Annotated in this window: 20 protein-coding genes and 1 riboswitch; of the genes, 10 read left to right on the top strand and 10 right to left on the bottom strand. The window is 75.1% G+C overall.

The window, feature by feature from the left end:
• Positions 1 to 114 precede the first annotated feature (114 nt).
• Positions 115 to 1,422, bottom strand: a complete 1,308-nt coding sequence (locus tag ACIBPB_RS14950) for an AI-2E family transporter (protein ID WP_396840174.1) — start codon at positions 1,420 to 1,422, stop codon at positions 115 to 117.
• A gap of 154 nt (positions 1,423 to 1,576) precedes the next feature.
• Between ACIBPB_RS14950 and ACIBPB_RS14945 the strand changes: the two genes are divergently transcribed.
• Together ACIBPB_RS14945 and ACIBPB_RS14940 are read left to right on the top strand one after the other, a co-directional pair.
• The gene (locus ACIBPB_RS14945) at positions 1,577 to 1,927 is read left to right on the top strand and encodes a GroES family chaperonin (RefSeq protein ID WP_396840173.1); all 351 of its coding nucleotides are present in this window, start codon (positions 1,577 to 1,579) and stop codon (positions 1,925 to 1,927) included.
• Positions 1,928 to 2,003: 76 nt separating this feature from the next.
• Positions 2,004 to 2,171 (top strand): hypothetical protein, encoded by a 168-nt coding sequence (locus tag ACIBPB_RS14940; RefSeq protein WP_357325471.1) that lies wholly within the window; start codon positions 2,004 to 2,006, stop codon positions 2,169 to 2,171.
• A gap of 27 nt (positions 2,172 to 2,198) precedes the next feature.
• Here ACIBPB_RS14940 and ACIBPB_RS14935 read toward each other — a convergent pair whose 3' ends face one another.
• Positions 2,199 to 3,680 (bottom strand): PrsW family intramembrane metalloprotease, encoded by a 1,482-nt coding sequence (locus ACIBPB_RS14935; RefSeq protein ID WP_396840172.1) that lies wholly within the window; start codon positions 3,678 to 3,680, stop codon positions 2,199 to 2,201.
• Positions 3,681 to 3,703: 23 nt separating this feature from the next.
• Positions 3,704 to 3,824: riboswitch (SAM riboswitch) on the top strand.
• Between the two features lie 50 nt (positions 3,825 to 3,874).
• Here ACIBPB_RS14935 and ACIBPB_RS14930 point away from each other — a divergent pair.
• Complete coding sequence (locus ACIBPB_RS14930; protein ID WP_396840171.1) at positions 3,875 to 5,137, top strand: aminotransferase class V-fold PLP-dependent enzyme; 1,263 nt, start codon at positions 3,875 to 3,877, stop codon at positions 5,135 to 5,137.
• Positions 5,138 to 5,158: 21 nt separating this feature from the next.
• Here the strand turns inward: ACIBPB_RS14930 and ACIBPB_RS14925 are convergent, their stop codons facing one another.
• Entirely contained in the window at positions 5,159 to 6,418 is a 1,260-nt protein-coding gene (locus tag ACIBPB_RS14925) for an aromatic acid exporter family protein (protein WP_396840170.1), read from the bottom strand.
• Between the two features lie 66 nt (positions 6,419 to 6,484).
• Here ACIBPB_RS14925 and ACIBPB_RS14920 point away from each other — a divergent pair, with 66 nt between their 5' ends.
• A complete protein-coding gene (locus ACIBPB_RS14920) occupies positions 6,485 to 7,126 on the top strand; it encodes a metal-dependent phosphohydrolase (RefSeq protein ID WP_396840168.1) in 642 nt (213 codons plus the stop codon).
• A 116-nt stretch (positions 7,127 to 7,242) separates the two neighbouring features.
• Here the strand turns inward: ACIBPB_RS14920 and ACIBPB_RS14915 are convergent, their stop codons facing one another.
• Complete coding sequence (locus ACIBPB_RS14915) at positions 7,243 to 7,617, bottom strand: DUF4031 domain-containing protein (protein ID WP_396840167.1); 375 nt, start codon at positions 7,615 to 7,617, stop codon at positions 7,243 to 7,245.
• A gap of 57 nt (positions 7,618 to 7,674) precedes the next feature.
• On the opposite strand from ACIBPB_RS14915, the gene ACIBPB_RS14910 reads away from it, so the two are divergent.
• Positions 7,675 to 9,075, top strand: a complete 1,401-nt coding sequence (locus ACIBPB_RS14910; protein ID WP_396840166.1) for an FAD-binding oxidoreductase — start codon at positions 7,675 to 7,677, stop codon at positions 9,073 to 9,075.
• A gap of 3 nt (positions 9,076 to 9,078) precedes the next feature.
• On the opposite strand, the gene ACIBPB_RS14905 is transcribed toward ACIBPB_RS14910, so the two are convergent.
• Positions 9,079 to 9,594 carry a hypothetical protein gene (locus ACIBPB_RS14905; protein WP_396840165.1) on the bottom strand — a complete coding sequence of 172 codons (516 nt, stop codon included), beginning with the start codon at positions 9,592 to 9,594 and terminating at the stop codon, positions 9,079 to 9,081.
• Between the two features lie 62 nt (positions 9,595 to 9,656).
• A complete protein-coding gene (locus tag ACIBPB_RS14900) occupies positions 9,657 to 11,477 on the bottom strand; it encodes a glycerol-3-phosphate dehydrogenase/oxidase (RefSeq protein WP_396840584.1) in 1,821 nt (606 codons plus the stop codon).
• Between the two features lie 198 nt (positions 11,478 to 11,675).
• Here ACIBPB_RS14900 and ACIBPB_RS14895 point away from each other — a divergent pair, with 198 nt between their 5' ends.
• From ACIBPB_RS14895 to ACIBPB_RS14885, 3 genes are all read left to right on the top strand, one after another.
• Positions 11,676 to 14,099: a S8 family serine peptidase gene (locus tag ACIBPB_RS14895; RefSeq protein ID WP_396840164.1), complete on the top strand. Its 2,424-nt coding sequence runs from the start codon at positions 11,676 to 11,678 to the stop codon at positions 14,097 to 14,099.
• Positions 14,100 to 14,174: 75 nt separating this feature from the next.
• Positions 14,175 to 15,104 (top strand): GNAT family N-acetyltransferase, encoded by a 930-nt coding sequence (locus ACIBPB_RS14890; protein ID WP_396840163.1) that lies wholly within the window; start codon positions 14,175 to 14,177, stop codon positions 15,102 to 15,104.
• 82 nt (positions 15,105 to 15,186) lie between these two features.
• Entirely contained in the window at positions 15,187 to 15,429 is a 243-nt protein-coding gene (locus ACIBPB_RS14885) for a hypothetical protein (protein ID WP_357325443.1), read from the top strand.
• Positions 15,430 to 15,495: 66 nt separating this feature from the next.
• Here ACIBPB_RS14885 and groL read toward each other — a convergent pair whose 3' ends face one another.
• From groL to ACIBPB_RS14870, 3 genes are all read right to left on the bottom strand, one after another.
• A complete protein-coding gene (gene groL, locus ACIBPB_RS14880; protein WP_396840162.1) occupies positions 15,496 to 17,118 on the bottom strand; it encodes a chaperonin GroEL in 1,623 nt (540 codons plus the stop codon).
• A 274-nt stretch (positions 17,119 to 17,392) separates the two neighbouring features.
• Entirely contained in the window at positions 17,393 to 18,667 is a 1,275-nt protein-coding gene (locus ACIBPB_RS14875) for a hypothetical protein (protein WP_396840161.1), read from the bottom strand.
• Positions 18,668 to 18,767: 100 nt separating this feature from the next.
• The gene (locus tag ACIBPB_RS14870) at positions 18,768 to 18,968 is read right to left on the bottom strand and encodes a cold-shock protein (RefSeq protein ID WP_046562643.1); all 201 of its coding nucleotides are present in this window, start codon (positions 18,966 to 18,968) and stop codon (positions 18,768 to 18,770) included.
• Positions 18,969 to 19,191: 223 nt separating this feature from the next.
• Here ACIBPB_RS14870 and ACIBPB_RS14865 point away from each other — a divergent pair, with 223 nt between their 5' ends.
• On the top strand, positions 19,192 to 19,710 hold the full coding sequence (locus tag ACIBPB_RS14865; RefSeq protein ID WP_396840160.1) for a GNAT family N-acetyltransferase: 519 nt from the start codon (positions 19,192 to 19,194) through the stop codon (positions 19,708 to 19,710).
• 49 nt (positions 19,711 to 19,759) lie between these two features.
• Here ACIBPB_RS14865 and paaN read toward each other — a convergent pair whose 3' ends face one another.
• A complete protein-coding gene (gene paaN, locus ACIBPB_RS14860; protein WP_396840158.1) occupies positions 19,760 to 21,433 on the bottom strand; it encodes a phenylacetic acid degradation protein PaaN in 1,674 nt (557 codons plus the stop codon).
• A 138-nt stretch (positions 21,434 to 21,571) separates the two neighbouring features.
• Here paaN and ACIBPB_RS14855 point away from each other — a divergent pair, with 138 nt between their 5' ends.
• Complete coding sequence (locus ACIBPB_RS14855) at positions 21,572 to 23,773, top strand: hypothetical protein (RefSeq protein WP_396840157.1); 2,202 nt, start codon at positions 21,572 to 21,574, stop codon at positions 23,771 to 23,773.
• The last annotated feature ends 128 nt before the right edge of the window (positions 23,774 to 23,901 follow it).

Genomic DNA, 23,901 nt, shown 5'->3' with positions numbered 1-23,901 from the left:
CGAGCCGAAGCCCCGAAATGCCGCAACCCGTGCCCTCCGCGCGAGCCGAAGCCCCGAAATGCCGCAACCCGTGGCACCCGCCCCGGCCGGGCCCGGCCCACCGGGATGGGCGGGTCAGGGGGCCTTGGCGGCGACCACCACCGCGTCCGGCGGGGTGTCCGGCACGGTACGCGCGGCGAGCCGGCGGACGGCGGTGTTCAGCACGGCGATCAGCGGCACCGCGACCAGCGCACCGGCGATCCCGGCGAGCACCACCCCGGCGGCGATCCCGATGATCACGGCGAGCGGGTGGATGGCCACCGCCCGGCCCATGATCAACGGTTGGAGCACGTGCCCCTCGACCTGCTGCACGCCGATCACCGCGCCCAGAATGATCAGCGCGGTCACCGGGCCGCTGTCGACCAGCGCCACCAGCACGGCCACCACCCCGGACAGGGTCGCCCCGACGATCGGGATGAACGCCCCGAGGAAGACCAGCGCGGCCAGCGGGAACGCGAACGGGATGTCGAACACGACCAGGAAGACGCCGATACCGACGGCGTCGATGAAGGCGACCAGCACGGTGGCCCGGACGTACGCGCCGAGGGTGGCCCAGGACGCCCGGCCGGCGTCGTCGACCTTCCACCGGGCCGCCACCGGCAGCAGCCGGACCAGGAAGCGCCAGATCTTGTTGCCGTCCCGGAGGAAGAAGAAGGTCGCGAAGAGCACCAGGATGGTGCCGGTGAGCACCTCCGCCAGGGTGGCCGCCGTGTTGAGCGCGCCGTTGGTGAACGTCTTGGTGTTCTCGTCCACCCACTTCTGCGCCTCGTCGATGTAGTTGTTGAGCTGGCCGTCGGAGAGGTGCAGCGGGCCGGTCTTGAGCCAGTCCTGGATCTGCCGGACGCCCTCCGAGGTCTTGTCGCTCAACTCCGGCACACCCTGGATGAACTCGTTCACCACCAGGGTCAGCGTGCCGACCACCGCGGCCAGGCCGCCGACCAGCACCACGCCGGTGGCCAGCGACCGGGGGAAGCGGGCCCGGAGCAGCCAGCCGACCGCCGGAGCGAGCAGCGCCGAGAGGAGCAGGGCCACCGCCAGCGGGATGATCACGATGCGGATGGTGCCGATGATCTTCAGCAGCGCCCAGGTGACGATGCCGATCACGATGAGCCGCCAGCACCAGGCCGCGGCGATCCGCAGCGCGTGCGGCACCTCGGTGTCGTCCCGGCTGGCCGTCGTGGCGGGCAGGACCCCGGGCGGCTCCGCACCGACCACGGTCGCGCCGGCGGGCGCCACCGGGCCCGGCGAGGCGGGCGAGGCCAGGCCGGACTCCTCCGACTCCCCCGGCGTACCGTCGGGGTCGGCCCGGTTGGCCCGCACCGACTCCCGGCCGGACTCGTAAGCCCGGCGCAGCCGTCGGCGCATCGCCTCGAAGCGGCTCAAGCGCACCTCCCGCAAACTTGCCCCGCCCACGTCACAGGGGGGACAGGATACGTCCCTCCGCCCCACCCTAGGGCGACTGCGCCACACATTGCCCCCGCGCCGGTCCGCTCAACCACCGCACGACCGGCCACGGCGTACGCGGTAGCGTCTTCGCGTGACCGAGGACCAGACTCTCGACTCCGGCCTGCCGATCCGCCTGCTGCACGACCGCGTGCTGGTGCGCACCGAGAACGGGGAGGGTGAGCGCCGCTCCAGCGCCGGCATCGTGATCCCGGCCACCGCGGCGGTGGGCAAGCGGCTGGCCTGGGCCACCGCCGTAGGGGTGGGCCCCAACGTACGGGCCGTCGTCGCCGGTGACCGGGTGCTCTTCGACCCCGACGACGACCGCTCCGAGGTCGAACTGCACGGCCGGGCGTACGTGCTGCTGCGCGAACGGGACGTGCACGCCGTCGCCGCCGAGCGGGTGGAGCGGGAGTCGACCGGCTCGACCGGCCTCTACCTCTAGGCCCCTGCCCCGGGGTGCCGTTTGCTCCGCCGCCCGGCGGGAAGCCCAGGCACCTCAGCGCCCTGGGGAGGGGACCATGCCGGTAGTCGTGAAGAAGATACTGAGCTGGGGATTCGTCGCGTTCCTGATCTACTTCATGGCGTTCCGGCCGGACGGGGCCGCCCAGCTGTTCAAGGGGATCGGGGCCGCCCTGGTCGCCATCTTCCAGGGCTTCGGCGACTTCCTCACCGGCCTGATGAGCTGACCCCGGTCCCGGGCGCGGGCTGGGCGGTCAGCCGCCCGGGGACCAGGGCGCGGCCGGGCGCGGGCCGTACCAGCCGGCCGGGCCGTGACCGACCGGGGGCGGCGGCGGGGCCAGCACCACCGGGATCGGCACCACCGGCTCGTCCGGCGCCTCCACCGCCCGCTGCGACCCGTCCGGGAAGCGCAGGTGGTAGCGGTGCCCGTCCCACACCCCCAGCGGCGCCTGCGGGTCGCGGCCCACGAAGAACGACCGGTACGCCCCGATCGCGTCCAGCAGCTCCCGCTCCTCCCGCGCTGTCCGGTCCCGCTCGGCCGGCTTGCGGTCCAGCCCCCGGCGCATCCCGTCGCGCAGCAGCGCCAGCCGGGTGGCGGCGAACTGGTATCCGCGCATCGCCTTCACCCCGCCGTCGCCGGCCACCCGCCGGGCCCAGGTCCGGGCCGCGTGCCGCCGGCCGAGGCTGCCCAGGGCGGCCACCTCGGGCGGGGTGAGCCAGCCGGCCCGGACGTAGTCCGGCAGGGTCCGCTCGGTGAGCCGCCCCTCCCAGGCCCGCAGCCAGATGGCCAGGCCGACCATGCCGAAGAAGATCGGCACCATCACGCCGATGTAGCCGTACAGGACGATCACCGGCTGCCCGGTGGCCACGGCCAGCGAGGGCAGCAGGTTCCAGGTGCCGTGCAGCATCATCGCCAGCAGCAGGCCGGCGATCGGGGCGAGCAGCCGGACCCGCCGGTCGGCGCTGCGGGCGGCGACGCCCAGCCCCACCCCGGTCATCGAGGTGAACAGCGGGTGGGCGAAGCCGAAGAGCAGGATCCGGACGATGAAGATGGCGATGACCTGCTGCGCGCCGGTGGCCGGCCCGTACTCCTCGACGCCGGTGCGGTAGCCGTAGCCGCCCAGGTAGAGGATGTTCTCCACCATGGCGAAGCCGACCGCGGAGAGCCCGCAGTAGACCAGCCCGTCGGTGATCCCGGAGAACTCCCGCCGCCGGAAGATCAACAGCAGGATCGGCCCGGCCGCCTTCGTCAACTCCTCGATGAACGGGGCCACCAGCACGGCGGTCAGCGCGCTGGGCAGCCCCCAGTTCTGGAACAGCTTCGCGCCGGTCTCGTTGACCAGCAGCGAGATCGCGGTCGAGACGAACGCGCCCCAGGCGAAGCAGAAGATCAGATACTTCAGCGGCTCCGGCTCGTACCGGTCCAGCCAGAGGAAACAGGAGACCAGCACCGGCACCGGCAGGATGGCCGCGATCACGCCGACCAGCAGGGCCTCGGCGCCCAGGCTCTCACCCAGGGTGAAGACCATGAACACGGCGCCGGCGGCGATCAGCAGCACCACGCCGGCGAGCGCCAGGAACCGCCGCCAGCCCACCCGGCGCAGGGGCATCCGGGGGGTCGCCGGCCCCGGCGGAGGGGCGGCGGGCGCGGTCGGCGGCGGCGGAAGGGCTCCGCCGGGCGGGGTGTCGGGCATGCCGTCAGCGTAGTTCCCCGGGCCCCTCTGGTCCGGCCGCATCGCGGCCGCTATGCTGCCGGGCAGGTCACGAGCGCCAGCGTCAAGCCCCGGCTTGCTGGCCGGCAACCCTCGTCGAGTTCGCGGTGGGGTGCCCCGGGTGATGACCGGGCCCAGCCCGAACGGCGTGCTGGGCAAGCGCGGACCCCGTCCCGGTGCCATCCCCCGGGGTCCCCTGGACCCGGGAGGTTCGGCCGATGACCGTCACCCTCGTACCCTCGCTGCCCACCCTGGCGCCGCCGACCCGGCCGGACCCGCTCGGCGTGCTCGGCGTACCGGGGGAAATCAACCTGGACCACGCGGCCAGCGCACCCTGCGCGCGGGCCGCGGCCGACGCGGTGGCCGAGCTGCTGCCCTGGTACGCCAGCGTGCACCGGGGCGCCGGGGCGCTGTCCCGGCGCTGCACGCTGGCCTACGAGCGGGCCCGGCAGACGGTCGGCGACTTCCTCGGCGCCCGCCCCGACGATCACGTGATCTTCACCCGGCACACCACCGACGCGATCAACCTGCTGGCCCGGGCGCTGCCCGCCGGCACCACCGTGGTCACCTTCGCCGCCGAGCACCACGCCAACCTGCTGCCCTGGCCGCGCGGCTCGGTACGGCTGCCGGTGCCGGAGAGCCCCGGCGGGGCGGTACGCGCCCTCGACGCGGCCCTCGGCGAGCTGTCCCGGGACGCCCGGCCGGGGCTGCCGGTGCTGGTCGCGGTGACCGGCGCGAGCAACGTGACCGGGGAGCGCTGGCCGGTGGCCGAGCTGGCCCGGGTGGCCCGGCGGCACGGCGCCCGGATCCTGGTGGACGCCGCCCAACTCGCCCCGCACGCCCCGGTCGACCTGGCCGCGCTGGACGTGGACTATCTGGCGCTCTCCGGGCACAAGCTGTACGCCCCGTTCGGGGCGGGCGTGCTCGTCGGCCGAAGCGACTGGCTGGACGCGGCCCCGCCGTACCTGGCCGGGGGCGGGGCCACCAGCCACGTCGGCGCGGGCACCCACGAGGTGCGCTGGGCCACCGGCCCGGCCCGGCACGAGGCGGGCACCCCGAACCTGCTCGGCGCGGTGGCCCTCGCGGCGGTCTGCGCCGCGCTCGCCGAGGCCGACCGGGACGCGCTGCACGCCCGGGAGCAGGCCCTGCTGGCCCGGCTGCGGGACGGCATCGCCGCCCTGCCGCACGTGCTGGAGCTGCGCACCTTCGCGCCGGACGCGCCCCGGGTGGGCATCGTCAGCTTCGTGGTCGCCGGCCGGGACTCCGCCGAGGTGGCCGCCCACCTGGCGACCGCGCACCGGATCGGGGTACGCGACGGCCTGTTCTGCGCCCACCCGCTGGCCCGCCGGCTGCTGACCGAGGCGGCCGCCCGCGCCGGCCGGACCGACCTGCCGCCCACCGCGCTGCGCGCCAGCCTCGGCCTCGGCACCACCCGCGCCGACGTGGACGCCCTGCTCACCGCCCTGGCCACGCTGGCCTGACCGGTCCCGGGAGGGGTGGGGTCAGCCGACCGGTGGGGCGGTGGGGGGTTTCGGGGCAGGGCTCTGCTCGGTGATCTCGCCGCTGCGCTGCTCCTTGTCGCCGAACGCCTGCCGGACCAGCCGGTTCGCCTCCTCCTGGTCGATGCCGGAGGCCACCAGCAGGTCGCTGGCCGTGGTGCGCACCTGGGCGATCACCACGCTGCCGGAGAACCCCACCCCCTCGGCGTACGCCCGGCCGGCCTCGCTGACCCCGCGGAGCGAGCGCTCCCGGGCCTGCTCGGGCTCCTCCCCGACGGCGAACTCGTGCCGCAGCAGGCGGACCGACTCGGCCAGGTGGGCGATGGCGTCGACCATCGGCTCGGGGATCGGCTCCTCGTCCTCGATGATGGTGACCGAGCGGCGGATCAGGGTGCCGCTGTTGCGCATCGCCCGGTCGATCGGGTCGGCCGCCTCCGCGTAGTGGGTCAGCTCGTTGCGCCGGTGCCAGCGGGCCGGAGAGATGGTGATGGTCTCCTTGGCTCCCTCGATCGCCTCGGAGAGCGCGGCCAGCTCCTCCTTGTTCTCCCGCAACCGGTGCAGCGCCTGCTGGGCGGCGCGCCGGTCCCGTCTTCGCAGCGCCTCGGCGCAGCTGTCGAGCTGCGACGCGAGCAGGTCCAACGCCGGCCGGGCGGCCCGGTTGATCACCCGGAGCGGGTTGAGTGGCAGCAGGATCGCGGTGACCAGCAGCGCGATACCGCCGCCCAGGAACGCGTCGACGAAGCGCGGTATCTCCAGGTTCTGGGTGGACGGGCTGAGCGTGACGATCAGCACCGCGGTGGCCGCCGCCTGGATCACGATGGCCACGCTGGCCCCGGCGAAGATGGTCAGCAGGATCGCCGCGGTCACCACCAGCGCCAGCTGCCAGGCACCGGTGCCGAGGAAATAGATCAGCAGGTCACCCACGGCCACCCCGACCGCCACGCCGACGATCAGCTCCACGGTCCGGCGGAACCGCTGCCCGACGGAGGCCGCGAGGGTGCCGACCGCGGAGATCGGCGCGAACACCGGCTGCGGGTTGTGCAGCAGCCGGTGCGAGATCAGGTACGCCAGGCCGGCGGCGAGGCCCGCCTGCACGGCCAGGCCGGCGGCCATCCGCACCCGGTGCAGCCGGTCGTGCAGGGTGGCCCGGCTCCGCTCCCGCAGCTGCTCCATCGCCTCGGTGACCCGGGGCCCGTCCACGTCGACCAGTCCTTCACGCAGCGGCGCACGCCGCAGAAACGGCGATCGTCGGTCCCCGGCCATGGGCGGGACTACCCGCCCGGTCAGGGCTGAATCCTGCGCGGGTGGCGGTGCGGCAGACTGCACCGGGTGGACGAGCTGATCGACCGGTGGCACGCGGCGGCGTACGCGGCCGGGGCGACCGATCCGGCGGGCGTGGCGCGGGCGGGGTCCCGGCTGCTGGCCGGCTGGCGGGAACCGCACCGGCACTATCACGCCCTGCCCCACCTGCGGGCCGTGCTGGCCGTCGTCGACTCGTACGCCGGGTCGGCCCGCCGCCCCGAGCTGGTCCGGCTCGCGGCGTGGTGCCACGACGCCGTCTACGACCCCCGGGCCGGCGGCGACGCCAACGAGCGGGCCAGCGCGGAACTGGCCGGCGAGCTGCTCGCCGGCGCCGGGCTACCTGACCCGGCGGTGACCGAGGTACGCCGGCTGGTGCTGCTGACCGCCGACCACGCGGTCCCCGCCGACGACCCGGACGGCGCCCTGCTCTGCGACGCCGACCTGGCGATCCTGGCCGCCCCGCCGGACCGCTACGACCGGTACGCCGCCGCCGTCCGCCGCGAGTACGCCCACGTCCCCGAGCCCGCCTTCCGCGCCGGTCGCGGCCAGGTCCTCGCCCACCTGCTCGCCCTGCCCGCGCTCTACCGCCTGCCGGCCCTGCACGCCCGCTGGGAAGCCCCCGCCCGCGCCAACCTCACCCGCGAACTAACCACCCTCCCCCACCCCTAACCCCGGCCCCCGCCCGCCCTCTCGCTCCCCTCGCCCCTCGCCCCTCGCCCTTGCCCTCCGCCCCCACCCCTCGCCGATCTTGGACTTGTGGCACCGGAGGAAAGCCGCGAATCACCTCATCCCGGGAACCACAACTCCTTGATCGCGGAAGCGGGGGTGGGGGCCGGAGCGGGGGTGCGGGGGGCGAGGGCGGGGGTGAGGGCCGGAGCGGGGGTGCGGGGGTGGGGGGTGGGGGTTAGGTGTTTGGGGCGGCGGAGGTTGGCGGTGCGCAGGAGGCGGACGATCTCGCGGGGCGCAACGACCTGGGCGCCGAGCCAGACGGCAACCGGGAAGCGGTCGGCGGGCAGGTCGTAGTGATCGCGGTCGAAGGCGCGTCGGGGAGCGCCCAGCGCCTCGGCGAAGGCGTGCAGTTCGGCGTAGGACACGTCGCTGATCAGATGCGACCAGAGCCGGCCCCGCCAGGGCACCGAGGGGCGGTCCAGGTAGAGCACGACCAGCAACGGTACGCCCGGTTGATGATCACGTTGGGTCGGCCTAGCCTTCCCGGCATGGCCGCCCATCCCCTCCTCGACGACCTGCGGGCCGCGCTCGGTGCCGCCGCGGTGCTGACCGACCCCGACCTGCTCCGCACCCACCAGCGGGACGAGGCGGACCTCTGCGACGCCGGCATGCCGCTGGCCGTGGTGCGTCCCCGGACCACCGGGGAGGTCGCCGCGGTGGTCCGGGCGGCCGGCCGGCACGGCGTACCGCTGGTGCCGCAGGGGGCGCGGACCGGGCTGGCCGGGGCGGCGAACGCGGTCGACGGCGCCGTGCTGGTGAGCACCGTGGCGATGGACCGGATCCTGGAGATCGACCCGGTGAGCCGGATCGCCGTGGTGCAACCCGGCGTGGTCAACGCGGCGCTGGCCGGCGCGGTCCGCAAGCACGACCTGTGGTACCCGCCGGATCCGGGCTCCTGGGAGTCCTCCACCATCGGCGGCAACGTGGCGACCAACGCGGGCGGCATGTGCTGCGTGAAGTACGGCGTCACCACCGAGTACGTGCTCGGCCTGGAGGTGGTGCTCGCCTCCGGCGAGGTGCTGCGCACCGGCCGGCGCACCGCCAAGGGCGTCGCCGGGTACGACCTGACCCGGCTCTTCGTCGGCTCCGAGGGCACCCTCGGGGTGATCACCGAGGTGACGCTGGCGCTGCGGCCGGCGCCCGAGGAGGCGCTGACCCTGGTCGCCGTCTTCCCCACCACGGCGGCGGCCGGCACCGCGGTGGCCGGGATCGCCGAGCGGGGACTCACCCCCAGCCTGCTGGAACTGCTGGACCGGACCCACCTGCGGGCCATCGAGGCGTACCGGCCGATGGGGTTGCGCACCGACGCGCAGGCGCTGCTGCTGGCGGCCGTGGACACCGGCGCCCGGGCGGCCACCGACCTGGCCCGGCTCGCCGAGGTGTGCGCGGCGGCCGGCGCCGACGAGGTCTACGCGGCCACCGACGCGGCGGAGGCAGCCGCCCTGCTCCAGGCCCGCCGGCTGGCCCACCCGGCGATGGAGCGGTTCGCCGCGGACGCCTTCCCCGGCGGCAACGGCGGGCTGGTCATCGACGACGTGGCGGTGCCGCGCGGGGCGCTCGCGGCGCTGCTGGACGGGGTGGCCCGGATCGCCGAGGAGTGCGCCGTGCCGATCGGCGTGGTGGGGCACGCCGGGGACGGCAACATGCACCCGAACATCGTGGTCGACCGGGCCGACCCGGCGAGCGTGGCGCGCGGCCGGCGGGCCTTCGACGAGATCATGCGGCTGGGGCTGGAACTCGGTGGCACCTGCACCGGCGAGCACGGGGTCGGCCTGCTCAAGCGGGACTGGCTGGCCCGGGAGATCGGCCCGGTCGGGGTCCGGGTGCACCAGGCGATCCGGGCCGCGCTGGACCCGGCCGGGCTGTTCAACCCCGGCAAGGTGTGCTGACCCTCAGTCCTTGTCCTTGTCCTCGGCCGGCGTGGCCTGGGTGAGCAGGAGCAGGATCTGGTAGGCCACCCGCGGCTGCTCCTCGCCCGGGCAGTCCTGCGTGGTGATCGTCAGGCCGGGCGGGATCAGCAGGGTGGAGGTCAACGCGCCGACGCAGCCCTGCTTGTACCGCCGGACCTCGTCGGTCTCCCGGGTCAGCGCCGGGTCGTCGAGCATCCGCTGCAGGCGGTGGGTCTGCTCGGGGGTGAGTTGGCCGGTGGAGTCGACCCCGTCGCCCGCGCAGTCCCGGCACTGCCACCGCCCGCCCGGGTCCACCTCGAGGGTGCGGGGCGAGCCGTCCGGGCCCAGCTTCTGCACCAGGGAGACCGGCCGGCCGGCCGCCGCGGCCGGCGACCCGCCCGGCTGGTCGGCGGTGGTGGCGCCCTCGGCCCGGCCGAACAGCGAGCAGCCGGTGAGGGCCAGCGCCAGCAGGACGCCGGCGGTCATCGGGACGACGCGCGGCCAGGAGGGGCGAACCACGCACGGAAACCTACACTTCCGTAGGTAGGGGCCGTAACCCTCTGCCGGACGTTACCGACCAGTCACCTTGCGGAGGACGACGGCAGCTCCGCGGTGTCGCCGTCGCCGCCCCGATCGGCCGCGAAGCCGCGGACATCCGGGGCACCCAGCCGGGCGGCGTCGGCGGCCACGTCGTCGGGCATCGCCTGCGACTGCCGCTCGGCCTCCACCCGGGCCCGGTAGTGGGCGACCTCGCGGGCCCGGGTCGCCGCGTCCCAGCCCAGCACCGCACCCATCAGCTCCGCGGCGTGCTCGGCCGACTCCAGGCCGCGGTGGCTGGTCTCGATGGAGATCCGGGTACGCCGGATCAGCACGTCCTCCAGGTGCAGCGCCCCCTCGGCGCGGGCCGCGTACGTCACCTCGGCGGCCAGGTATTCCGGTGCGCCGGCGAGCGGGGAGCCGAGCAGCGGATCGGTGTCGATCAGGGCGAGCAGGTCGCGGGTGAGGGTGCCGTACCGCTCCAGCAGGTGCTCCACCACCCCGACCGGCACCCCGTGCCGGCGGGCCAGGTCGGCGCGGTCCCGCCACATCGCCGCGTACCCGTCGGCGCCGAGCAGCGGCAGGTCGGCGGTGCGCGACGGCCGGGTCCAGCCGAGCCGGTGCACCGCCCGGTCCACCACGTCCGAGGCCATCACCCGGTACGTCGTGTATTTGCCGCCGGCCACCAGCAGCAGCCCGAGCATCGGCTCGATCACCGCGTGCTCGCGGGAGAGCTTGGAGGTGGAATCGGCCTCGCCGGCCAGCAGCGGGCGCAGCCCGGCGTAGACGCCCTCGATGTCGTCGGTGCTGAGCGGCCGGTCCAGCACGGTGTTGACCTGCTCCAGCAGGTAGGCGATGTCCTTGGCGGTGGCCGCCGGGTGGGACCGGTCCAGCTGCCAGTCGGTGTCGGTGGTGCCGATGATCCAGTGGCCGCCCCACGGGATGACGAAGAGCACGCTGCTGGCGGTGCGCAGGATCAGCCCGGTCTCGCCGGTGATCGCCGAGCGGGGCACCACCAGGTGCACGCCCTTCGACGCCCGGACCCGGAAGCCGGGGCGCAGCCCGACGTCGTTGAGCATCCGGGACATGTCGTCGGTCCACACGCCCGTCGCCGCGATCACGGTGCGGGCGCGTACCTCGAACTCGGCGTCCGGCGACCCGGCCGGCGCCTCCAGGTCACGCACCCGGACCCCGGTGACCTCGCGAGCCTGCCGGATCAGCCCGACCGCCCGGGCGCTGGTCACCACGGTGGCGCCGAGGCTGGCCGCGGTCCGGGCCAGGGTGACCACGAGGCGGGCGTCGTCGACCTGCCCGTCGTAGTAGCGGATCGCCCCGGCCAGCCGGTCGGGCCGCAGGCTGGGGAAGACCCGGCGGGCGCCCTCCCGGGTCAGGTGCCGGTGCAGCGGCATGCCGCGCCCGCCGCCGAAGATGCCGGCGAAGGCGTCGTAGGCGGCCACCCCGGCGCCGTAGTAGGACCGGCGGACCAGCCGGCGGGGCAGGTCACACAGCCCGCCCTCGGCCGGCAGCGGGACCAGGATGGGCACCGGGCGGACCAGGTGCGGGGCGAGCCGGGTGGCGAGCAGGCCGCGCTCGGTCAGCGCCTCGTGCACCAGGTGGAACTCGAGCTGCTCCAGGTAGCGCAGGCCGCCGTGGATGAGCTTGCTGGACCGGCTGGAGGTGCCGGCGGCGTAGTCCCGGGCCTCGACCAGGGCCACCTTCAGGCCGCGGGAAGCGGCGTCCAGCGCGGCGCCCGCCCCGGTCACCCCGCCCCCGATGACCAGCACGTCGAACCGCTCGCCGCGCAGCTTGCGCAGGTCATCGGCGCGGCGGTGGACGGAGAGCTGACCGGCCTCGGATCGGGACACGTTGGGGTCGCGCACCCGTCCACCGTAACCGCAGCGGCGCTCGGGCGACACGCCCCCACCGCCCGCCCACCCCGGCCGGGTGGTGGGCACGCGGCGGGCGCCCACGCCGGCCGGGCACGGCGGCACCGTTCAGCACCGGCGGCCACCGTTGCCGTTTCTCGGGTCGGCGGCTGCGGGTGGGCTCGTACTGTGCTCACCATGCAGGCCGATCCTCCCCCTCCCGCTCCCCCCTCGCCCGCCCCGCCGACCAGCGGCGGCTGGGCGGTGGTCGCCGCCGTGGCCACCGGCGTCTGGGCGGTGCTCGTCGCGGTGCCCGGGCAGTTCGTCGGCTGGGTGGTCGACCAGCTGGCCCTGGTCAGCGGCCTGGACCGGCCGGTGCCGGTCTGGCCGGTGGTCGCGCTGGTCACCGTGCTGCTGGTGGGGGCGCCCACGCTGGCGCTGGCGCTGCTGCCGCGTTCCCCGGCGATCCGCGCGGTGGGCCGGGTCTGGCTGGCCGGGGCGGTGGCGCTCGGCGCGCTGAGCCTGCTGCGCGCTCTGCCGCCGGTGCACCAGGAGGCGTACCTGGCCGCGCTCGCCGCGACGGCCGCGCTGCTCACGCTCGCCGCCGGCCGGTTGGCCCGGCGCGGCGCCCCGGCCGGCGCCGGTCCCGCACCCGCCGGCCGGTTCGGGTCGGTGGCCCTGCTGGCCCTCGCCGCCGGGCTGGCGATGCTGCTGCCCTGGGCCTGGGTGGGCGCGCTCGGCGGCGCGCTGGAGACCGTCCTCGCGGTCCTCGCCGCGGCCACGCTCGGCGCGCTCGCCGGGGCGCTGCTCGACGCCGCGTTCTGGGCCCGGTTCGCGGTCGGGACGCCGCCCCGGCCGGCCCGGCTGGTGCTGGTCGGCGGGCTGGTCGCCGGCGTGACCCTGGTCCTGCTGGCCGCCGGCGCCGGCCAGTCCGGAGCACAGCTGCCCGCCCTGTTCCTGCTCCCACCGCTGGGCTTCGTGCTGGGCGCGCTCGAGGCCGCGGCCCGCCGCGCCGGCCGCCCGGCCGGCGCGGCCCCGGTCCGCTGGCTGGTCGGGCTCGCGCTGGTGGGGCCGCTCGCCTTCGCCGACCCGGAGGAGCTGACCGTCCTGCTGGCCACCGCCCGGGACGTGCCGTTCTGGGTCGCGGTCGGCACCGGGGCCGCGTTCGCCGTCGCGGTCCTGCTCGCCGTCGGGTACGGCGTGCTGCTGGCCCGGCCCGGGGCCGGCGCGCCACCGCGGCGGCTGGCCGGGGCGACCGCCGCGGTCCTGCTCGCCGCGGTGGCCGTGGTGTACGTCGTACCGGGCCGGCCGGGCCTGCACGGCGAACGGCTGCTCGTGGTGCTGCGGGAACAGGCCGACCTGACCGGGCTCCCGGCCGGGGCACCGGGCCGGGCCGGGCGGGACGCCCGGGGGGCCGAGGTCTACCGGCGGCTGGTGGACACGGCCCAGCGGACCCAGGGCGACCTGCGCCGGGAACTGACCCGGCTGCGGCTGCACCCCACCCCGTACTACCTCGTCAACGCCATCGAGACGGACGGCGGCCCGGCGGTGCGCGGCTGGCTCTCCGGCCGGCCGGAGGTGGCCCGGGTGCTGGTCAGCCAGCGGCTCCGCCCGCTGCCCGCGGCGGCACCCCCGGCCCGGGGTGACGCGCCGGCACCGACCGGCCCGGTCTGGAACGTGTCGCTGATCGGGGCCGACCGGGTCTGGACCGAGCTGGGGGTCACCGGGGCGGGCGTGGTGGTGGGCAGCTCCGACTCCGGCGTGGACGGCCGGCACCCGGCCCTGGCGGCCGGCTTCCGGGGCGGCGACGACTCCTGGTACGACCCCTGGGAGCACCGCCGCACGCCGGGCGACCGGGGTGGGCACGGCACCCACACGGTGGGCAGCGCGGTCGGCCGCGACGGGATCGGGGTGGCCCCGGACGCGCGCTGGGTCGGCTGCGTCAACCTGGACCGCAACCTGGGCAGCCCGGCGCACTACCTGGACTGCCTCCAGTTCATGCTGGCCCCGTTCCCGCCCGGCGGGGACCCGTTCACCGACGGCCGGCCGGGGCGCGCGCCGGACGTGCTCACCAACTCCTGGGGCTGCCCGCCGGTCGAGGGGTGCGACCCGGGGGCGCTCCGGCCGGCGACCGCAGCGCTGGCCGCCGCCGGCATCCTGGTGGTGGCCGCCGCCGGCAACACCGGACCGTACTGCGCCTCGGTGGTCGACCCGCCCGCGCCGTACCCGGACGTGCTGACGGTCGGTGCGGTGGACCGGAACCGGATGGTCACCGACTTCTCCAGCCGGGGTCCGGCGGCCGGGGGCGCGGCCAAGCCGGATCTGGTCGCTCCCGGTGCCGGGGTGCTGTCGGCGTTCCCCGGCGGCGGGTACGCCACCCTCGACGGCACCTCGATGGCGACGCCGCAGGTGGCCGGGGTGGTGGCGCTGATGTGGTCGGCGAACCCGGCGCTCGTCGGCGACCTGGACCGGACCCGCCGGATCCTGCGCGACACGGCCGGTCCGGCCGGGGTGCCGCCCGGCACGGACCGGTGCGGGGGCGACCGGAACCTGACCGGTGCCGGCCTGGTCGACGCGTACGCCGCGGTCCAGGCCGCGATGCGGGCCGGGGACCGGGCCTGACCGGGGGGCCGCGCTCCGCGTGCCGGCGGGGCGGGCCCTGTTAACAAACCTGGCAGTTGAGTAGGGTCGGCGACCATGGACACGGAGATCATCGAGCTGGACCTCGACCGCCTGCCGGCGGTGGTCGAGCTCTGCCGGCGGGCCCTCGACCTGCCCGAGGACGCGGCCGAGGCGCCGGCCGTGGTGGACACCCTGGCCGCCCGGGCGGCGGCCGACCGGCCGGTGTTCCGGCTCGGCGCGGTCCGGGACGGCGCGCTGATCGGGGTGCTGGTCGGTTCGCTCTCGGCGGCGGATCCCCGGCTGGGCCACGTCGACCTGCTGGCGGTGGCTCCCGAGCAGCGCCGTCGGGGGGTGGGCCGGGCGCTGCTGGACGCCGCCGAACGGCGGCTCGCCGCGCTGGGCGCGGCGGAGGTGCTGCTCGCCGGCAACCCGCCCTACTACGCGTGGCCGGGCATCGACGTGCGGTACACCCCGGCGGTCTGCGCGGCGCTGCGGCTCGGTTACCGCCAGGACCGGACCGGCTGGAACATGACGGCGGACCTGACTGAGGGTTCGCCGGCGCTGCGCTCGACCGAGGCGGCCGAGCGCCGGCTCGCCGGGGCGGGGATCACGGTGCGCCGGGCCGAGCCGGCGGACCTGCCGGCGCTGGCCGGCTTCGCCCGGGACACCTTCGGCGGGGCGTGGGACGCGGAGCTGGCGGGTTCGCTGGGCCGCCCGGGCGCGGGCGCGCACCTGGCCGAGCGGGACGGGGAGATCCTCGGTTTCGCCGCGTACGGTTCGTCCCGGCCGAGCTGGTTCGGGCCGATGGGCACGGCACCGGCGGCGGAGGGTTCGGGCATCGGCGGGGTGCTGCTCCGGCGCTGCCTGCGCGACCAGGCCGTGGCCGGGATCAGCGCCGCGCAGATCGGCTGGGTGGGCCCGGTGCCGTTCTACGCGGGGGCGGCCGGGGCCCGGATCGAACGGGTCTTCTTCCTGTACCGGAAGCCACTTAACGGACAGAAGTAACCAAAGTTACATAGACTCTTATAACGCCATTCTGCCTCCCGGTCATCGACCGGCCCCTACGGTCGAGCTAGAGGAGGCAGCCATGTCCACGGATGACGAACGGACCGACGACCCGGCGGCGAGCTGGCGACCGGTCACCGACCTTCCCGGCCAACTGCCGTTCGACCGGCTCGACTACGGCGACGCCGAGCAACTGGCGGAGATGGCGGGCGCCGGCGAGCCGCCCACCGCGGAGCCACGGCAACCGGTGGACGAGCCGATCCGGATCACGCCGCCGTACGACCGGGCGCACAAACGCCGCAACCAGCGGCGGCTGCCGACCTGAGCGACGCGGAAAGGGGCGGACCGCTGACGCGGCCCGCCCCTTTCGGCGTACTGGATGGAACTGGACTCAGAAGTCCATGTCCCCGCCACCCGGGCCAGCCGGGGCGGCCGGGGTCTTCTCCGGCTTGTCCGCCACGACGGCCTCGGTGGTGAGGAACAGCGCGGCGATCGAGGCGGCGTTCTGCAGCGCGGAACGGGTCACCTTGGCCGGGTCGATGATGCCCGCGGCCAGCAGGTCCACGTACTCGCCGGTCGCGGCGTTGAGGCCGTGACCCGGGTCGAGGCTGCGGACGCGCTCGACGACCACGCCACCCTCGAGACCGGCGTTGACGGCGATCTGCCGCAGCGGGGCGTCCAGCGCGATCTTCACGATCTGCGCACCGGTCGCCTCGTCACCGGCCAGGTCCAGCTTGTCGAAGGCAGTCTTGCCGGCCTGCACCAGCGCGACGCCACCACCCGGGACGATGCCCTCCTCGACGGCGGCCTTCGCGTTGCGGACGGCGTCCTCGATGCGGTGCTTGCGCTCCTTCAGCTCGACCTCGGTGGCCGCGCCGACCTTGATCACCGCAACGCCACCGGCCAGCTTGGCCAGCCGCTCCTGCAGCTTCTCGCGGTCGTAGTCGGAGTCGCTCTTGTCGATCTCGGCCCGGATCTGGTTGACCCGGCCCTGGATCTGCTCGGCGTCGCCGGCACCGTCGACGATGGTGGTCTCGTCCTTGGTCACCACGACCTTGCGGGCGCGGCCCAGCATGTCGACGCCGACCGCGTCCAGCTTGAGGCCGACCTCCTCGCTGATGACCTGGCCACCGGTGAGGATGGCGATGTCGGTCAGCATGGCCTTGCGGCGGTCACCGAAGCCCGGCGCCTTGACGGCGACCGACTTGAAGGTGCCCCGGACCTTGTTGACCACCAGGGTGGCCAGGGCCTCGCCCTCCAGGTCCTCGGCGATGATCAGCAGCGGCTTGCCGCCCTGCATGACCTTCTCCAGGATCGGGAGCAGGTCCTTGACCGACGAGATCTTGCTGTTCGCGATGAGGATGTAGGGGTCGTCGAAGACGGCCTCCATCCGCTCCGGGTCGGTCATGAAGTACGCGGAGATGTACCCCTTGTCGAAGCGCATACCCTCGGTGAGCTCCAGCTCCAGGCCGAAGGTGTTGCTCTCCTCGACGGTGATGACGCCTTCCTTGCCGACCTTGTCCATCGCCTCGGCGATGATCTCGCCGACGCTGGGGTCGGCGGCGGAGATGGAGGCGGTGGAGGCGATCTGCTCCTTGGTCTCCACGTCCTTGGCGAGCTTGAGCAGCTCCTCCGAGACGTTGGCCACGGCGGCCTCGATGCCCCGCTTCAGGGCCATCGGGTTCGCGCCGGCGGCCACGTTGCGCAGGCCCTCGCGGACCAGGGCCTGGGCCAGGACGGTCGCCGTCGTCGTGCCGTCACCGGCAACGTCGTCGGTCTTCTTCGCGACCTCCTTGACCAGCTCGGCGCCGATCTTCTCGTACGGGTCCTCGAGCTCGATCTCCTTGGCGATGCTCACACCATCGTTGGTGATGGTGGGAGCGCCCCACTTCTTCTCGAGCACGACGTTGCGGCCCTTCGGGCCGAGCGTCACCTTCACGGCGTCGGCGAGCTGGTTCATGCCCCGCTCGAGGCCGCGGCGCGCCTCTTCGTCGAACGCGATCATCTTGGCCATACGGCGTTGTCCTCCTGGACACTCACGGGCCACCCGGGGATTCCCCGGATGGGCCGTCTGGTGTACGCACCTTGGGGACGTCGCCACCTGGCGACGACGACGTCTCCTCGGTCGGGCCGGACAGCCCGCGACGACCGGCCCCGTGCCGCCCGGCGTCATCGAGACACCGGCGCGGCCGTGGCCCTACCGCCCCGACCATTGGCACTCACCGTACGCGAGTGCCAATGACCTGTTTAGCACTCTCCCTAGCCGAGTGCAAGCACGATGCCCCCGCTCAGCCGAGTTCCGCGGCCAGCCGGGCGGCGTTCACCGGGCCTTCGTGGGCCCGCTGCTCGGCGTACGTGACGACCAGCCCGATCAGTTGGGCCAGGTAGCCCGGGACGACCAGCAGGGTGCCCACCAGGGTCAGCAGCACGGCGGCCACGGCGCTGGTCGGGGCGTCCAGCGGGTGCTCGCCGAAGAGCGCCCGGTTGACCAGGTCCAGGATGCCCTTGGCCACCGAGGCGACCACGAGCGCGGCGAGCACCAGCGCGACCCGGCCCAGCACCATCCCGAACCGCTGGTGGAACAGGCGGAACGCGCGGCCGATCGGCTCCTGCCGCTCGAAGAGATAGACCGGGCCGAAGAGGGCGAGCGCGAAGGCGACGTAGATGCCCGGCAGCAGGCAGGCACAGGCGCCGACCGTGATCAGCAGGGAGGCGACGATGGTCCAGCCCCACAGCCCGAGGCAGCGGCGCCAGCCGTAGCGGAAGGCCGCCCCGACGCCCGCCGGCTCACCGGCCGCCTGCCGGGTCACCACCCAGGTGCCGGCGGCCCACCCGGCGCTCTGCAGCGGGCCGAAGAGCAGCGCGGCCAGCAGCACCGCGCCGTAGAAGAGGAAGAAGTCGGTGAAGTAGCCGTCGGGCAGGACCGGCGCCCCGTCGGCCCCGGTGGCCGGCTGGCCGGTCGGCGCCAGGGCGAGCGAGAGGACGGCGATCACCGCGGCGGGCACCCCCTGGCTGACCAGGACGATCGGCAGGAGTTGCCGCCAGCCGCGGCGCAGCGCGCCGGTGCACCGGGCGAACCAGCCCGCGATGCCCGCCTGCGGCGGCGTGACGAGCGGATCGGTGGGGTCGGCCGGCGGGTACCAGCCGTAGGCGTGGCCCGGCATCGGCTCGCCGGGATATCCGCCGGGGGCGGGCCAGCCCCAGCCCTGCGCCGGGACCGGGTGTCCCGGCCACGGCTGCCCGTAACCGCCGGGGGCGCCGTAGCCCGGCTGCCCGTAACCGCCAGGGGCGCCAGAGCCCGGCTGCCCGTAGCCGGCGGGGGCACCGTAGCCCGGCTGCCCGTAACCGCCGGGGGCACCGTGGCCGGGCTGCTCGGGGGTGCCGGGCGGCGGTGGGGCGGGGGCGTCGGGCGGGACGAAGCCCGGCTGGGCGGGGTGTCCGGGCCAGCCCGGGTACGACGGCTGCGCCGCGGCCGGTGGCGTGGGCGGCGCCGGGTCGGCCGGGCCTCCGGACGACGCCGGCGGCACCGGCTCGGTGGAACCCGACGGGGGCTGGTCGGACATGAACCCTCCTCAGCGATGGCTGGAACGGCTCACGATCTTCCCTGGTGCGCCCCCGTGGCGCAGCCCCCGGGCCCGGGTGGTCCGGCTGCCGGGCGGCGGGTCAGATGACGCGGACCCGCTCGGCCTGCGGGCCCTTCTGGCCCTGGGCGATCTCGAACTCCACCCGCTGGCCGTCGTCCAGCGCCTTGTAGCCGTCCATCTCGATCGCGGAGAAGTGGACGAAGACGTCCTGGCCGCCGTCGACGGCGATGAAGCCGTAGCCCTTTTCGGAGTTGAACCACTTCACGGTGCCCTGTGCCACGGTGCACTTCCTCACTCTGCGCGGCGTTCCACAACCCGGAAACCGGCGGACCGGCACCGGCGGAGCACCGGCTCAGCGATCGGCGACGACCACTGAATCCGGTGACCGAAATCGCACGCTACACGAGGCGTGACGGCGGCGCACGACCACAAATCGGGCATATTTCGGCCGACTCGCGGCCCGGGTGGGCGCGGTCCGTGGGCGCTCCGGTATGCATTGCGTCATGACCAGCGCGCGCGTCCCGACCACCACCGTCCGCCGGGTCCGGCCGGCGGACGCCGCCCGGATGCGGGCGCTCCGGCTGGAGATGCTCGCCGACTCCCCGCTGGCCTTCCTGGAGACCGTGGCGGAGGCCGCCGCCCGCCCGCACGCCGAGGTCACGGCCCGGGTCGCCGCCGTCTCCCGGGGCAACCAGACGGCGCAGTTCGTGGCGGACCCGGGCGGCCGGCTGGTCGGCCACGCCGGCGGCACGGTGCTGCCCGCCGAACCGGGGCTCACCGTGGTCTACGCCGTCTACGTCACCCCGGCCCGGCGGGGCAGCGGCCTGCTCGCTGCCCTGGTCGACGAGGTGGCCGCCTGGTCTCGGGCCTGCGGGCGGCCCGAACTGCTGCTCGAGGTGGTGGTCGGCAACGACCGGGCCTACCGCGCCTACCAGAAGCTGGGCTTCGTGGACACCGGGGTCCGGGTCCCGCACCCCCGGATCCCCACCCTCACCGAACTCCAGATGCGCCGACCCGCCTGACCCGCCGGAGCAGCCGACGCGACCAGGCCGACCGGACCCAGCAGCAGGATCAGACGTGCCGACGCGACTGCACGACGCGGAACCGGTTGGCGACGTAGGCGCCGTCGGTGAGGGCGGAGTTCGCCGCGGCGTTCGCCCCGGAGCCGTGGAAGTCGGAGAACGCCGCCGACTGGTTGACGAACACCCCGCCGGTGAGGTTGCAGGACAGGTGCACCCCGGCGTCGATCGCCGCCGCCTCGGCGGCGTCGAGCACCGCCTCGTCGGTGGAGTAGACGGCCGCGGTGAGCGCGCCCTTCTCCCCCACCGTGGCGCGGAGGATCTCCAGGCTCTGCGCGGTGGAGTCGGTGGCGATGACGAACGAGATCGGCCCGAACCACTCCCGCGAGTAGGTCGCGGTCTCCGCGGCGTCCAGCTTCACCACCGTCGGGGTACGCACCACGGCGTCCGGGTACGACGGGTGCTCGACGGTCCGCGACTCCAGCACCGGCTCGCCGACCTTGGTGACCTCCGCCAGTCGCTCCAGCACGCCGTCGTTGACGATCGCGCCGGTCAGCTCGACGCCCCGGGCCGGGTCGGCGGTGAGCTTGGCGACCGCCCCGGCGATGCCGGCGGCCACCTCGTCGAAGCTCTTGTGCCCCTGGTCCGTGGCGATGCCGTCCCGGGGGATGAGCAGGTTCTGCGAGGTGGTGCACATCTGGCCGCTGTACAGGGTGAGCGTGAAGCCCAGGTTGCGGCAGAGCCCGGCGAAGTCGTCGGTGGAGTCGATCACCACCGTGTTCAGCCCGGCCTTCTCGGTGTAGACGGCCGCCTGCCGGGCGTTCTGCTCCAGCCAGTCGCCGTACTCGGTCGAGCCGGTGAAGTCGACGATCCGCACGGCCGGGTGCAGGGCCAGCGTCGAGGCGAGCCGCTCACCCGCCGCCTCCGGCGCGAGCTGCACCAGGTTCGGGTCGAAGCCCGCCTCGGCGAGGACCTGGCGGGCGTAGCGCACGGTGACGGCCAGCGGCAGCACCGCGCGGGGGTGCGGCTTGACCACCACCGGGTTGCCGGTGACCAGCGAGGCGAAGAGCCCCGGGTACGAGTTCCAGGTCGGGAAGGTGTTGCAGCCGATCACCAGGGCCACGCCGCGCGGCACCACGTGGAACGTCTTGGTCATCCGCAGCGGGTCACCCTTGCCGGCGGCCTTCTCCCAGCCGGCGGTGCCCGGGTGGCGGGTCATCTCCGCGTACGCGTAGGCGATCGCCTCCAGCGCCCGGTCCAGCGCGTGCGCGCCGCCGGCCTGGAAGGCCATCACGAACGCCTGGCCGCTGGTGAACTGCACCGCGTTGGCCAGCTCGAAGATGTTCTTGTGCAGCCGGTCCAGGATCTCCAGGCAGACGCCCACCCGGGCCTGCGGGCCGGCGTCCCGCCAGGCCGGCAGCGCGGCGGTCGCGGCGGACACCAACTGGTCGGCACCGGCGTGCGGGTAGCGCACGTTCAGCGCGACGCCGAACGGGCTGACCTCGGTGGCGACGGTCTCCCCGTCCGCCGGCTGGTCGAGCGGGAAGTCAGCGTTCAGGTACGCCTCGAAGGCGGCCCTGCCGTCGGCGGCGGCGGTCTCGCCGTACACCCGAGGGCTGGGCGACTCCGGGTAGGCGGACCAGTACCCCCGCTCCGTGATGGCGGTCAGCGCGCGGTTGAGGGTGTCGGCGTGCCTGGCGTACAGGGGGTGCGGGGTCTCCGTCATGCCCGCCATCATGCAACAGCAAGCCACCAGATCAGTAGGGGCGTGTCACAAGTTGGCACCGCCGCCCACCGCTCGGGCGGGATTGACCGGACCAGACGCGGGTAACCGCGCGGCCGGCGAACGAGGGGGCGGCCGCGGGTGGGAATCACCGAGATCCGGGTGCACGGCGTCGCCGACCGCGGGCCGGAGGCGATGCTGGACCGCCCGATCGTGCACCGGGTGGCCGGCGACCAGGAGGCCGGCTTCTACCGGGTCAGGCCGGACTTCGGAAACCCGTGCAACGCGGCCGGCGGGACCCTGGAGGCGTACCGCTGGAGCGGCCTCACCGGGGGCACCGCCGCCCGCACCTTCTCCCTGGTCCTGCTCCTGCCCTTCATGCTCGCCAACATCGCCGTCTGGATGCTGCCGCCGGGCCGCCGCACCGGGCTGATCGGCAAGGCCCTCTGCCGGCTGCTCGCCGCGACGCTCACCGCGATGTTCGTGCTGTCGATCGTGGGGGTGGCCCTGGACCTGATCGCGTGGCAGTGCGCGGAGTACCCGCGGTGCGTGGCGGGCCGCCGGGAGATCTCCTGGCTGGGTGACCTGCTGCCGGGGCAGCGCCTGGCCCTGCTCGCGCTGCTGCCGCTGCTCGCGGTCGCCCTGCTCTGGTGGCTCGGTGGGCGCACCTGGCAACTCCCCGAGGACACCCGCCCGGTGCCGGGGCCGGGGGCGGACCGGCTCGACGCCCCGGCCTTCTGGGACAACCGGGCCCTGCTGCTGCGCCTGCGATCCCTGCACGTGACGATCTCCCTGACCTCCCTCGACCTGGCCCTGCTGCTGGCCCTGGCGCCACACGACCGCGGTCTCCCCGGCAACGCGCTGCTCGCCGCGGTGGCCGGCCTGCACGCCGCCGCGCTCGTGCTGCTCTGCCTCCCCCAGCTCGAACGGCCCGCCGCCGCCCGCTGGCCGCGACGGGCGGTCCGGCTCGTCCGCTGGGGCGCCCTCACGCTGACCGCGCTGGCCCTGGCATACGCGGCGGCCCCCCGCGCGCCGTGGACCGCCCGGGGCGGCCTGCCCGGGTACGACGTGCTGGTCGCGCTCCTGTTCGCCGCCCAGATGGTGCTGCTCCTGGCGCTGGCCGTCCTGGTGCTGGCCCGGCGACCGGCCCTGGGCCGGTCGAACCTGCTGGTGACCGCCGCGCCGCTGGTGGTCTCGATCGCGATCGGCCTGGCCGTGTCGTACGACGCCGGGCTGACCTACGGCGTCGCCGAGTACCTGGACCGGGGCTCCAGCCCCACGCCGGCCCGCCCGCTGCCGGCCGACGCCCCGCCACTCTCCCCGCCGGTCGCCTTCCGCTGGGCGGCCTTGGGCGTCTCGGCCGCGCTGCTGCTCGCCGCCGGCACCGCCACGCTGGCCGGCCGCTACCGGCGGGCCAGCCGGCGCCGGGCGGCCGAGGACCTGGTCCGGAGCGAGTTCCCGGAGTCGGAGCGGGCCGCACCGGAACGGGTGCGTGCGGTCCGGGACCGGATCGTCCGGGCGCGGCTGGCGGACCGGCTCGCCCCGCTGCTCCTGACGGCGTACGCGCTGCTGGCCGCGCTGAGTCTGGGCGCCGCCGGGCTGTCGCTGCTGCATCACGGGCCGGAGGACGTGGCGCGCTGGCTGGGCGGGATGCCGCTGGCCCGTCCGGTGATCTTCGCGACCGACCTGGGGAGCCTGTTGATCGGGCTGTTCGCGGTGGTGCTGTTCGGCACCGGGCTGTTCGCGTACCGGTCGCACGCGATGCGGGTCGTCGGCGTGCTCTGGGAGCTGGCCACCTTCTGGCCGCGCGCCGGGCACCCGCTGGCCGCCCCGTGCTACGCCGAGCGCGCGGTGCCGGACCTCACCCGGCGGATCGCGCACCTCACCGCCGGCGGGAACGCGGTCGTGCTCTCCGGGCAGAGCCACGGCAGCGTGCTGGCCGCGGCGGCGGTCCTGCAGTTGCCGGCGGCCTGCCGGGCCCGGGTGGCGCTGCTGACCTACGGCACCCCGCTCGGCCGGCTCTACAGCCGGGTCTTTCCGGCGTACCTCGGGCCCGCGGTGCTCCGTGAGCTCGGTGACCGGGTGGACTGGCGGTGGATCAACCTGTGGCGGCGTACCGATCCGGTCGGCGGCCCGGTCTTCCCGCCGGAGTTGCCCCGCGACGATCCGGCCGCCGGGGTGGACCGCCGGGTCCGCGACCCGAAGTCGCTGGTCATTCCCGCGGGCGACACGGTGCCGCCGGCGATCGGCCGGCACCGCTTCCAGCCGGACGAGGACCTGCACCGCGCGGTGTGCGACCTGGCCGGCCGGCTGCCGCCGCCCGGGGCCGGGCCGACCGGCTGAGGGCCGCGGACAGCGAAAGGGCCGGCGGAGTTCCGCCGGCCCTTTCGCGAGGTTGGTCGGGAGGGACGTCCGCACAACGCCTCTGGCGTTGGGTCGCAAGAACTTGAAAAGTCTCCGGCGGATGCCCT

The sequence above is a fragment of the Micromonospora sp. NPDC049836 genome (genome assembly GCF_044465125.1).
Lineage (GTDB): Bacteria > Actinomycetota > Actinomycetes > Mycobacteriales > Micromonosporaceae > Micromonospora.
Note: the sequence above shows the minus strand (reverse complement) of the source record. Positions and strands in the feature narration are given on the sequence as shown.